Source organism: Acidobacteriota bacterium, assembly GCA_009861545.1.
Lineage (GTDB): Bacteria > Acidobacteriota > Vicinamibacteria > Vicinamibacterales > UBA8438 > WTFV01.
Map to the genome: position 1 here is coordinate 1 of VXME01000013.1, position 12,523 is coordinate 12,523.

The 12,523-nt window shown below is 69.0% G+C and carries 6 protein-coding genes; 3 read left to right on the forward strand and 3 right to left on the reverse strand.

The window, feature by feature from the left end; translation table 11 throughout:
• The first annotated feature begins 87 nt into the window (after positions 1-87).
• Positions 88-1,413 carry a hypothetical protein gene (locus tag F4X11_01915; protein ID MYN63778.1) on the forward strand — a complete coding sequence of 442 codons (1,326 nt, stop codon included), beginning with the start codon at positions 88-90 and terminating at the stop codon, positions 1,411-1,413.
• 2 nt (positions 1,414-1,415) lie between these two features.
• Here F4X11_01915 and F4X11_01920 read toward each other — a convergent pair whose 3' ends face one another.
• Positions 1,416-1,928, reverse strand: a complete 513-nt coding sequence (locus F4X11_01920; protein ID MYN63779.1) for a hypothetical protein — start codon at positions 1,926-1,928, stop codon at positions 1,416-1,418.
• 662 nt (positions 1,929-2,590) lie between these two features.
• Positions 2,591-3,946 carry a hypothetical protein gene (locus F4X11_01925; GenBank protein ID MYN63780.1) on the reverse strand — a complete coding sequence of 452 codons (1,356 nt, stop codon included), beginning with the start codon at positions 3,944-3,946 and terminating at the stop codon, positions 2,591-2,593.
• Between the two features lie 317 nt (positions 3,947-4,263).
• Here F4X11_01925 and F4X11_01930 point away from each other — a divergent pair, with 317 nt between their 5' ends.
• Complete coding sequence (locus F4X11_01930; protein ID MYN63781.1) at positions 4,264-4,473, forward strand: hypothetical protein; 210 nt, start codon at positions 4,264-4,266, stop codon at positions 4,471-4,473.
• Positions 4,474-4,689: 216 nt separating this feature from the next.
• Here the strand turns inward: F4X11_01930 and F4X11_01935 are convergent, their stop codons facing one another.
• Positions 4,690-7,035 carry a response regulator gene (locus F4X11_01935; GenBank protein MYN63782.1) on the reverse strand — a complete coding sequence of 782 codons (2,346 nt, stop codon included), beginning with the start codon at positions 7,033-7,035 and terminating at the stop codon, positions 4,690-4,692.
• A 349-nt stretch (positions 7,036-7,384) separates the two neighbouring features.
• Between F4X11_01935 and F4X11_01940 the strand changes: the two genes are divergently transcribed.
• Positions 7,385-12,523, forward strand: a 5,139-nt coding sequence (locus tag F4X11_01940; GenBank protein MYN63783.1) for a hypothetical protein, incomplete at its 3' end; no start/stop codon positions are given.

A 12,523-nucleotide genomic window follows, 5' to 3' on the forward strand; every position in this document is an offset into this window, starting at 1 on the left:
GGGGTCCCTTTTCACGTTGCCACGGGGGTCCCTTTTCAACTTGCCATTTCCAACGGGACAGTCAAAACAGACACCTACCGGCGGGAAATGCACCGCCACTACCTCGAAATGGCGAGCCTCGCCAACACCGACGCCTACGCCGCCAAGCTGTTCGAGGAATCCCATCCTTGGATTGACGAATTGCCGGATGGCGTGCTGGACCTGCTGCGGGAGCACCCCGCGATCGCTCGGGCGTGGTCCGCCGGATCGGAGGACGGATTCCACCTCGGAGCCGTGTTCGGACGCGGAACCGACGATGTCGAGTCCCTGATCGGCTGCCTCGCCAAGCTATCAGCGAGGGTCGGCGGGGCGTACGCGGCGACGCTCCTGCACCGGTTCCTCGTCGCCGGGAATGGCGTGCGACTGCACGCCCACGAGATAACGGTGCTCCACGGCCTTGAACTCGACGAGCCGATCCCGTTGGGGCGAGGGGCGTATCTCGCCTCCTACGACGCCGTCAGAGAGCGCTTCGGGCTACCAGAGGATCCGGAGCCGTGGCTGCGCCGAAGGGACGAAGGTCTGGGCCGTCATCCTGGGAGGTTGGCGCACGCTTCCTCGCGCGCCGTCCTGGTCCGCCGGTTCAACTGGGGACCCGGCGCAATGCCCCGCGACGATTCCGGCGACATGCACGGTTCCCTCCAACACAGGTACTGGTTCCCGGCGGACCATCGCGTCGAGTCGGTCATCGACGTGTTCGGAGAACGTGAGATCCTGCTGCACCTGTTGAGCATCGCGGTGCGGTCGAAGCTGGTGAGCCACACCACGATCACGGCGGTGCCGCCCTGGATGAAGCAGTTGAACCCGAACCTCCGCACCCAGCCCCCCTCGGGCCATATAGGCGTGTTCGACATCTGGCCGGACAACCTCAAGCCATCCGTGCCGGACATCCGCGCGTTCGCGGCTGCGGCCCGCGGATGGCTGTCGTTCTGCGCCGGGAAGGGAGACCGCAGCACGGAGCTGGCCATCCGGCGCACCGCCGCCTCGCTAGGCATCGCCGGGGGCAGGTTCGGCATGGAGGACCGGCTGCTAGACGCCAGCGTCGCCCTGGAAGCCATGTACGGTCCGTTCGCCAGCAACGACAAGATCACGCGCAAGATCAGCCTGCGCGCCGCGTGGCTCCTGGGCCAAGCCGAAGACGAGGCCCCCCCGATCTCCAAGGAGATGAAGGCGTTCTACAGGACACGGTCGAAGGTTGTCCACGGAACCGTCAGCAGGGACCCGCGGAAGCGGGAGAAAGAGCTGACCGGCGCCCTCGCGTCGGGACGGGACCTCGCACGCCGCTCGCTGTTCGCGCTGCTCGATCGCGGTCCGATCAACAGCGAGGCCGAATGGAACGCGTTCGTCCCGGACGATCCGGCAGATGCGGGCGCGTAGCTTCACAGCTGCTCCAGGTAGTTCAACATGTGCAGCCTGAGTTCGCTCCGTTGCGGCGCTTGCGGCACTTCCAGGTCTTTCGCCAGGAGACCGCAGGCGACGGCCAGCGCCTCCTGCATTTCGACCCCTCCGGGCGTGGTCGTCGGTTCGTTCTCTCTTCGGACCTCGAAGTGCTCCGGCTGGGGTATGAACTCAATGCGGATCGTGGCGAACCGGCCCCTGTGCCAGACGATGGTCTCGTTCCTGCTCCATCCGACGTGGAGCAGGAACACCGCGCCCCCGTACTCGTGGAACTTCACGATATCGCCGTAGCCGAGGCCCTGGAACCAGAAACGGCCAGTGGGTGTGACAGTCCACGTCCCGGTGCCCTCTTCCGCAAGCCAGCACTGCTCGACCAGGAATCCGAGCACCGCCGCGACCGCCGGATCCGCGGCCGTTTCGTCAGACAGCTCCAGCTTGCCTTCGTCGTCTGCCGCGGCCCGTTCGAGCAGCGCGTACATGAGCCTTGTATCCATCCCGGCTGCGGCATTTCCTCGCGTTGGCGTTGGCACGGCTACTCCTCGGTGGTGCGGCCGACGGTCGTCGCAGGAACTGGCGGCCCCGACGCCGACGGACGGTACGAAGTGCTGGAACCCAACATGGCGCAGGTGGAACGGGCGCGGGCCTCGGAGCACGCGACCAGCAGATCATTCGACGTGCCGGCCGCCGACTGGCGGACGGTTCGGCCGTCGTCGCCGACCGCCAGCAACGATGTCACCCTGGGCGAGGGGTCGCCAGACACGGACGAACATGACGCACCTGAATCGGCCTGATGGCCCCGAGGATGATACGGTTGGCCGACGAACCCGTCGATGCCGCCGACGAGCGTGCAGGCCGCGCCGGCACGGCCGCCGACCGCAGCTTGCGGCCTGACGGGCGCACTACGGCACGCGACGTGAGACGCACCGCCGGACCGCCTTCGGCCGACAGCCACGACAGCACCCGGGCAGAGGCTCACCGAACCGGCGGGCGAACCACACCCTCGGCGACCACATGCCGGCGCTCGAGCGCCACCGAGCCGCCTCCCGACGGCACCGTCGCCATGTCGTAAACCCGACACCGGCCGCCGCCGTCGAAACGAGCCTGCCCCCTGCGAGACGAGCCGCCTCGGCGACGTCGTCGCCGACATCCCGTTCGCCTAGCGGACTCCAGCGCCGAGAACCAAGTCCCCCCAGTCCTGCGGCGGCCCCTCACGGAGCAGCTTCAGTATCCCCCGCCGGCAAAGGTCCTGGACGTCCGACAACTTCACGCGGTGCTCGTCCTTGATCTCGCCGGTATGTACGGCTCCCGAGGCCGTGTCGTAGGCGTCGCGCAGGGTCTTGCGAATGGACCGCCGCTCTTCAGGATCCTCGGTGAGGTGCCAAGCCCCCATGAGAGCCAACCGAAATCGCAGCTCCCCGCTGTTCTCGTCGGCGAAGTCCTTCAGGTACAGCGCCTCGAGCGCGATGCGAAGCTCGATGTAGGCGTCGACCGGGAGGGTGGCGCGTTTCGAGCGTCTCCAACGATCGAGCGCAATGCGGAGCTTCCTGTGGGCGCCGCCGAGCGCGGTCAACAGGTGGCGGAACCGATCCGGATCGAGACGTTGAACGGGCTCATCAGCCGGCACAATCGTCACCGCTCCCGTCCGCGCATGGGAGCTTCCCTTCCAGCGCCGGGGCCTCGGCCGGTCGTCGCCTTGAGACCAGATCTCACGAATCGCAAGTCGAAAGGGTGCCGCATCCGGGTAGTCGTGCCATACGACGCTGCGAGCCACGTGACGATTCGCCTGAAGCGACAGGAGCTCGCAGACGAGGTCGAGGTCAGCGCCCGCGGCGGGTTTGGACCGGACGACCTGGTCGTGGCTCGCCGCGTCCGGGCGGAACAGCGTCGGAGAGGCAGAGATGTGCAGCTTCAACATCGTCAAGCCCAGCAAGTCTCTGGCGGGAACACTCTCAACGACCGGCACACGAGGCAGCTCGGACGTCGTCAGCGGCAACGGAACCAGCCGAATGTCGTCGCGCAGGGACACGGCGGCGCTGAGAGGCAGGTTGTTGAGGACCGTCGACAGGTGGAGTCGCACCGGTTCGCCACGGTTCCAGTCGGCCAGCAACCGGACGGTTGCGTCAACGCCGATGATCGCCGCCGCCTGCACGGCGACGCGGGCGAAGTCCGGCAGCAACGAGGTGAACTCCTGGTCGCAGTAACCGCCGGCCTGCAGGGTGCTGCGCTGATCGAAATCCATGTCGATCGGAAAGGCATGCCCGATCCTGTCGGTGTCGGGATCGATGACCGGCTCCAACGCGAGCCGCAAAGCGTCGACGAACTGGGCCAACAGCGCCGAAGGCGCCAGCAGGCGTGCTCTCCTGCGGACGGCTTGCGCGTCCACGCGGGAGTAGATGGCGCGCAGCTCCGCTGCGGACACGCGCCGGCCGGGCCCGTCGCCCTCGCCGTGCTCCATCTCAAAGCTCGCTTCGTTGAGGATCGCCGCCAGAGGCTCGTACAGGGTGTCCATCATGTGCTGTCCTGGTAGTCGGCCGTCCCAGCCGGCGCGGACCGGCTGGTCGGGAACGGCATACCCGCGCCGTCGTCCCGGCGGCGCGTTAGCGCCGCGCGGTGCGGGCGCCGCATGGATCATGGTCGGCTCGGGCCGCATGTGTCCATATCCCCTGGACGTTGGCCAACGTCGGTTCCAGCGCGGCGCGCCGGCTACACCGTGAAGAACGACCGGGTTGTGTTCCCCGGGCCGACCAGGGTTCGCGTCGCAGGACGCCTACACGCCACGACGTCGACCCCGTCAACCGGATCCGCCTGTTCGAGGTCGACCGCACGGCGGTGACGCTGTACGCGGCGGGCGACCCGCCGCTGGTGCTGACCCATGTGCCGCTGGTGCAGGTGCCGCACGGCGCGGTCAACGTCCACGGACACATGCACGAGCAGGAGTCGCCGACGCCGAACCGGCACGTCAACGTCAGCGTCGAGCAGACTGGACTATCGGCCCGCGAGACTGAGCGAGATCCGGCGGCTCGCCTGGCGGCTGATTGAAGGAAGGAGCGTCCCGGGACACAGCACGCGGGCGCGACTGAACGTCGTTAATGCCGTGAGTGAGCGGCACTCGTGCCGAGCCCCCACGCACAAGCACGCCCCTACCGGTGAGCAGGCCGACAGAGTGGCTGTCGAACTCGATGAACGCCGTGCGCGAACGGGCTAAGTCCCCAACAGACAACGCCGCGACGGGCCCTCACGCGCCGGCGTCACGTCCTATCGGCCTGCCGGCTTCGCCATGCGGTAGCCGACGCCGCGCTCGTTCAGCAGGTAGGCGGGGCTGGACGCGCTCTCGCCGAGCTTGCGCCGCAGGTTCCTGACGAAATTGCGCACGAGGTTCGTGGCGGTGCTCTCCGGCTTGCCCCAGACCCGCCGCAGCAGCGTCTCGAAGGTCACGACCCGTCCCGCGTCGAGCGAGAGCAGGCGCAGCAGCTCGTACTCCTTGGCGGTGAGGTCGACCGCCTCCCCGCCGACCGTCACCCGGCGCCGGCCGTTGTCGATGGCGAGCTCTCCGACGACGAACGGCTCGGGCTGCTCGCGGCGCCTTAGCGCCGCCCGGACCCGGGCGACCAGCTCGGTCGGCGAGAAGGGCTTGACGAGGTAGTCGGCCGCCCCAGCCTCGAGCGCCCTGGCGACGGTCTCGTCGCGGCGGTAGCCGGAGATGAAGATGACCGGCAGGTCGGCCAGCTCGGGAACCTGCCCCATCAGCTCGATGCCGTCGGCGTCGGGCAGCATCAGGTCGAGCAGCACCAGCCGCGGCCTCTCGGTACGGATGATGCGCGGCAGGTCGTGGGCCGCGCCGGTCACCAGCGGGGCGTAGCCGGCCTCCGAGAGCGCGTCGCGGACGAAGCGAAGCGCCCGCGGGTCGTCGTCCACCACCAGGATGCGCAACGGCTCGCCGGGTTCCGGCGCGGGCGCCGCGGCGGTTGCGCGATCGGCCGCCGCCGCGCCGGCCTCGCCGGCCACCGGGACGGTGAAGGTGAACGTGGCGCCGTGGCCGGCGCCGGGGCTCTCGGCCCGGATGCGGCCGCCGTGCGCCTCGACGAGCCCCTTCGAGATGGCGAGCCCGAGGCCGTGGCCCGCCGTCGCGCCCGGCCTGCCGCCGGAGTGCTTGCTGAACAGGTGCGGGAGCAGTTCGGGCGCCACCCCGCTCCCCTCGTCGGAGATCGAGACGGCGACGTGCGCGTCCTCGCGCACGGCCGCCACCCGGATCGGGGTCGACTCGGGCGCGTGCCGCGCGGCGTTGGCGAACAGGTTGTTGAGCACCTGCACGATGCGCCGGCGGTCGGCCATCACGGGGGGCAGGCCGGCCGGCAGGTCGACGAGGACGGCGTGCCGGCCGCCGCCGCTCAGGAACGTGCTGCGCGCCCGCTCGACCAGCGCGGCCACCTCCGAGGGCTCCGCCGCGACCGAGAGCGTGCCCGCGTCGATGCGCCCCGCGTCGAGCAGGTCGCGGATGAGGCCCCGCATGTGGCCGGCCTGCTCGGCGATGATGCGGAAGAACTCGCGGATCTCGGCCGGGTCGAGCTCGGCCTCTTCCTCCAGCCCCGCGTCGGCCGAGCCCTTGATGGCGAGCAGCGGGGCGCGCAGCTCGTGGCCCACCAAGCCCAGGAACTCGGTCCGCATCCGCTCGATCTCGTCGAGCGGCGCCAGGTCCTGCAGGGTCACCACCACCGAGCCGATCTCGCCGCCTTCCGCCCGGATCGGCGTGGCGTTGATGAGCGTCCTGACGCTGCGCCCGTCCGGGACCGAGAGCACCACCTCCTCGGCGCGCACCGTTTCGCCGGTGCTGAGCGTCTGCTCCAGGGGAATCTCGGCCAGTGACACCTCCCGCCCGTCGGCGCGGCGGACCGAGACCACCTCCAGGAGGTGCTCGGGCGGACGGCCGGGCGTCCGCAGGCTGTCGACGATGCGCCGGGCCTCGCGGTTGAACGAGACCGGCCGGCCGGCGCGGGCGTCCATGACCACGACGCCGACCGGCGAGGTCTCGACCAGGGCCTCGAGGTCGGCCCGCGCGCGCCGCTCGCTGCGGTGCGTCCGCGCGTTGGTGATCGCGGCGGCGGCCTGGGACGCGAACAGCGTCAGCACCTCCTGGTCGTCGTCGGTGAACTCCTCGCCGTCGGCCTTCTCGGCGAGGAAGAAGTGGCCGACGTCGGTGCCCCGGTGGCGCATCGGCGTGCCCTGGAAGGTCCTTGAGAACATCCGCGCGGGCGCGATGCCGAGCGCGCGGACGTAGCCGGCCAGGTCCGTGAGCCGCAGCGGCCCCGGCAGGTGGCAAAGGTGCTCGAACAGGCGGCCGCTGTCGGGCCAGGCGGCCAGCTCCCGCTCCTCCTCGGGCGTGAAGCCGGAGAACACCGACTCCCGGGTGGGCGCGCGCGCCTCGTCGACGGTGGCGATGACCCCGTAGCGGGCGCCGGTGAGCGTGCGGGCGCTCTCGACCACCTCGGCGAGCACGGTGTCGAGGTCGAGCGTGGCGCTGATGCGCAGGATGGCCCCGCTCAGCGTGGAGATGCGCTCGCGCAGCGCCTGGATCTCCTGCCGCGCATCGCCGGGCCGTGTCAAGAGGTCTCCTTCCGCCGGGTCGGCGCGAATCGCGTTGTCGAGGACCGGAACGGGGCGTTTCCGGCCTCTGATGTGCTCGGCGGTGCGAGTATAGCGAATGTTGACGAAAAACACACGATAGAGGCAGCTAGCAACACGAAATAAAGACGAAATTATCTGGTAGGATCCATCTCTAACCCTTCGAGCGGTCCACGTTGAGGGTGAAATCCGAATGCGAGCTGGCGGGTCTGGGGAGTGGCGCGCGGTGGGTGCGGGTCGATCGCGACTTGCGGAGCCCAGTCAAGTGGAGGCTGGCGGTGCCGAGCAGAGTGGAGATTGGTGATGTTGAGAGTCATGACGGGGCAGAGCGGTGGCATGGCTTTTGCGCCAGCCAGCCAGCCAGCCAGCCAGCCAGCCAGCCAGCCAGCCAGCCAGCCAGCCAGCTGCGGGTTTGAGCCCCGGTCCGTCTGAGCACCTGCACGCCGGGGACGGGCGCCGTCCTTCCCCGCCTCTCTCCCGTTTCCGTGCCGTACGTCTGGCGCGCTTCGGCCGCGGGGTCGCGTGCCTCCTCGCGGCGGCGCTGTTTCTGCTGCCGGGCGCGCAGACCGCCGAGGCGCGGACCCCGGTCAAGCTGGTCGGCAATACCGAGCAGACGGTGGACACCGGTGCTTTTTTTGCTCTCGGTTTCCGCGGTAGTAGTCGTTGGGTTTACTCTCACCGCTTCACGACCGGCAGCAATCCGGCCGGCTATGAACTTCTCCAGGTCGATCTGAAAATCGGGGTGATAGGCGCCAGTGCCGGGATCAGGGTGAGCGTCTACACCGTTACCTCGGGCGCACCCCACAGCAGCCGCTACGTGTTCACCAATCCGGCTTCGCTTACCGCAAATGCGACCAACACCTTCACCGCGCCCTCGAACGCGAGCCTGGCCCCAAACACGACGTATGCGCTCGTACTGGAGGAGACGTCAGGCGGCTCGACGTGGCCAACGAGTACCATTCAACTCCAAGTTACAAGAAGTGTCAGCGAGGACCCCGGCGCGGCTGCCGGATGGAGCATTGCGGAGAAGCAACAATATCGGAGGGAAACGGAGACAACGTGGACGACGGCTGATGCCACCATTAGCATTAGGGCGCTCATGGCCGTCATCGGCCGGGCGAAGGTATCCCGCACCCCCGGGCCGGCGCCGACCACCGCACTGGTTTCCAATCTAAAGCGGCCACTGGCTGGTCCAGCTCTGGCCATTACTAGGCGTGCCCAGTTGTTCAGCACGGGCGACGACGCCCCCGGCCGGGACGGCTTCACCTTAACCAGCGTCGACATCCAGTTTGATGCTGCGCCGGGCGCGAATCTGCGAGTGCGGATCGTGGATGGACACAATCCAGAGGGGACGACCCTTGCCACGCTGACCAATCCGTCGTCGCTCGGGACGGGCATTCAGAGTTTCGCCGCGCCTGGGCGGCACAAGCTCGTAGCCAACCGAGTCTACTCTGTGGTTCTGGACTCGACGACGACAGGGAGTGTCGCCTCGACGCGGGCCACCGTGGAAGATCCCGGCCATGCCGCGGGCTGGGTGATAGCCGATACCAGTCTAACTTCGCCTCCTGGTTCAAGTTCATGGGCAACTCGCAACGATATCTTGCGCATCCGCGTCAACGGCTACGCGAACGACGTGCGGCCGAAGTTCTCCAGCGCGCTGCTGTTCGACGACTACAAGATAAAGGTCAAGTTCGACAAGCCCATCCGGACCGACCATTGCTCCGAAATGTCCGGGTGGACCATCACGTACAACGGCTACAGCGCGTGGCCCCTCAACAAGCCCACCTGCGACAGCCAGTCCGTGACACTCATGTCGCGGAACCACAACCAGTTGCCGGTGAAGCTGTCGGATCGGCAGGTCACGGTGCGCTACCACCCTCAGTCGCAAACCGGCGGCAGGCTGAGGTCTGCCGACGGCGCCGCGTTGGCGGCCTTCTCCGACCGGCCGGTGACCAACGAGTACCCCCTGGTGTCGCACGGGACGGCGCGCGGCAGCGAGTTGAAGATCCACTACGACCAGCCGCTGGACGAGAACTCGATACCGCTGGGGAGCGCCTTCATCGTCGTCGCAAGGGGCCCCGGGAGCCAGTTCCTGAATCTGTCGGTGGTCGACACATCGATCTCCGACACCACCGTGGTGCTGACCCTCAACGAGGAGGTTCCCTCCGGCTGGAACGTGAACGTCAGGTATACGGTGCCGGCAACGAATCCGATCCAGAACCCGGCCGGCCACGACGCAAGAGCTTTCGATGCCGGCAGACACGACATCGACGTGACGGTCCTGGACCCCGGCGGTGCGCCACGTTTCCGGAGCGCGACGGTGGCGGAGAAGACGCTGACCGCGGCCTTCACCGGCCGCCTGGACGCGGACTCGGTGCCCGCGCCGGACGCCTTCCACGTCACCGTGAACGCCGCCCGGCGCGACGTCGCGTCCGGCGGCGTCGCCATCGGCGGCAAGGCCGTGACGCTGACCCTGGCCTCGGCGGTGAGCCGCGGCGACACGGTCAAGGTGCGCTACACCAAGCCGTCGGACGGGCCGCTGCGGGGCGCCGCCTTCGGCGAGGCCGTGGAGACCTTCGGCGATCAGGCGGTGACCAACGACACGCTGGGGGCCATCTGGTCGGCCACGCTGACCGTCGGGGGGCAGAGCAACGGCGCCAACCTTGGCTGTGGCAGCAGGCCCGGCGTCGACCCCGGTTCATGCAGCACTCGGCTCGACAACGACTCCTTCCTGCACGGAGGCGCGACCTATCGGGTCGACAAGGTCCTCAGTGACCGAGCCCCGACGGGCCGGGTCTTCTGGATTTCCCTGAACAGGGCGATTCCGCGGGATTGGACGCTGCATGTCGGCGACCGCCGGTTCCCGATCGCCGAGGCAAGTCTCTCCAACGGCGGCAAGGACGCGGCATGGAATACCGACGTGGGCTGGGGGCCGAACCAACAGGTCTCGCTCCGCCTGACGGGGTCGGGCGGCAGCGGCGGGCCGCGCCTCGAGGGCGCGGCGGTGGACGGAGAGACGCTGACGGCGACCTTCAACGTCAATCTGGACACGGGCTCGGTGCCGGCGCCGGCGGCCTTCCACGTCACCGTGAACGGCGCGCGGCGCAACGTCGCCTCCGGCGGCGTCGCCATCTCCGGCAAGACGGTGACGCTGACCTTGGCCTCGGCGGTCGTATCCGGCAACACGGTCAAGGTGCGCTACACCAGGCCATCCGCCGGGCCGCTGCGGAGCGCCGCCTCCGGCGCGGCCGTGGCGACATTCCTCGACTGGTCGGTGACCAACAACACACCCTGGTCGGCCACGCTGACCGTGGGGGAAGCGGCAGGGTCCACCATTCTGGGTTGCACAGACAATGACCCATCCAAGTGCAGCAACAGGAGCGTCCTTACGGGGGACTCCTTCAACAGAGCGGGCACGAGCTACCAAGTCAGAGCAATCTTATTGTATACGCTTAGCGGAAAACTGGAATTCCATTTGGACAAGGCAATTCCCACGGACTTGACGCTTCATGTCGGTAACGATCAGTTCGCCGTCGCGGACGCTCAGAAACAACAGTCCGGCAAGATTGCGGCTTGGAGCAACTCCGGCCTTTCCTGGACTGTCGGCAATAAGGTTGCGTTTCGCCTGGCGCCCGGCGGCGGCAGCGGCGCCACCGGGCCCGATGACAGTCAGGTCGCTTCGGTATCGGTGACCGGGGTGTCGGTGGTCTCCGACGCGGGCGCAGACAAGACCTACGGCAATGGGGACAAGATCCGGGTCGGGGTGACCTTCAGCCAGTTGGTGGTGGACGTGGACACGTCGGGAGGCACGCCCCGCCTCAAGATCGACATGGACCCGGCGGAGTGGGGCGAGAAGTGGGCGGCCTACGAGGAAGGCAGCGGCACGCACAGCCTCACCTTCGTGCACACGGTGGTGGAGCCGAACTACTCGACGCAGGGCATCGCGGTGCTGGCGAACACGCTGGAGCTCAACGGCGGGACGATCCGCTCGGGCGGCGAGGACGCGGACCTCGCGCACACGGGACTCGCCCACGACGCGAACCACAAGGTGGACTGGCAGACGGCGGGTGAGGGCAGCGGCCCGGTCGGCACCAGCACGGCCTCCGCCCCGACGGTGACGGGGGTGTCGGTGGTCTCGAGCCCGGCCTCGGGCAGCACCTACATGCTGGGCGAGACGATCCGTATCCGCGCGACGTTCGATCAGGCGGTGAAGGTGACCGGCAGTCCCTTGCTCTCGATCGACATGGACCCGGCGGAGTGGGGCACGAAGCAGGTGGCCTACGAGAAGGGCGGCGGCACGAGCGCGCTGGACTTCGCCCACACGGTGGTGGAGCCGAACTACTCGACGCAGGGCATCGCGGTACTGGCCGACACGCTGGCGCTCAACGGCGGGACGATCATCTCGGTGGACACGCACGCGGAGGCGGAGCTCGGCCACACCGGCCTCGGCCACGACTCCGCCCACAAGGTGGACTGGCGCCCGGCGATCTCGGTCGCGGACGCGAAGGCGACCGAGGCCGCGGGCGCGACGCTCGCCTTCGCCGTCACCCTGAGCAGCGCCTTCACCACGGCGCAGCACCGGGTGACGGTGGACTACGCCACCGCCAACGGCTCGGCGACGGCCGGCGCGGACTACACCGCGACGTCCGGCACGCTGACCTTCGCGGCGGGCGAGACGTCGAAGACGGTCAACGTGCCGATCCTCGACGACAGCCACGACGAGGGCGACGAGACGTTCACGCTGCGGCTCTCGAATGCGGCGGGCGCGCGCGTTGGCGACGCGGAGGCGACGGGCACGATCGAGAACACGGACCTGATGCCGGCGGCGCTGCTGGCGCGCTTCGGGCGGGCGACGGCCGAGCAGGTGGTCACCCACGTCGAGGAACGGATGGCGGCGCCGCGGAAGCGGGGCTTCCGGGCGCGGCTCGCCGGGCGCGAGTTCCAGCCGGGCAGCGAGCGGGAGTTCGCCCTCGGCTTCCTGTCGTCGTTCGCGCCGATGGGCGCGGGTCCGGCCGGTGCGGCCCCGGTTGGGGGTGGCGCGATGGGCGGTGCGGCCCCGACGGCGATGGGCTCGCACGCGGCCGGCGCGGGCATGGGCGGCGCTGCCGGTCCGATGGGCATGGGCGCGAGCGGGATGGGCATGCACGGCATGGGCGGCGGCGGGCTCGGCATGGCGGACCCGCATGCGCCGATGGGCGGCGCGGCGGCGATGGCCGGCCACGGACCGATGGACGGCATGCACGGCGGCGGCCTGTTCGGCTCGATGGGGATGGGCGGCGGCCTGTTCTCCAGCTCCGAGTTCGAGCTGAACCGGGAGAGCCGCGGCGGCATCCTGTCGGTGTGGAGCAGCAGCTCGCGGTCGTACTTCAGCGGCATGGAGGACGCGCTGTCGCTCGACGGCGACGTGCGGACCACGATGGTCGGGGCCGACTACTCCCGCGGCGCGCTGACGGTGGGCCTGTCGGTGGGC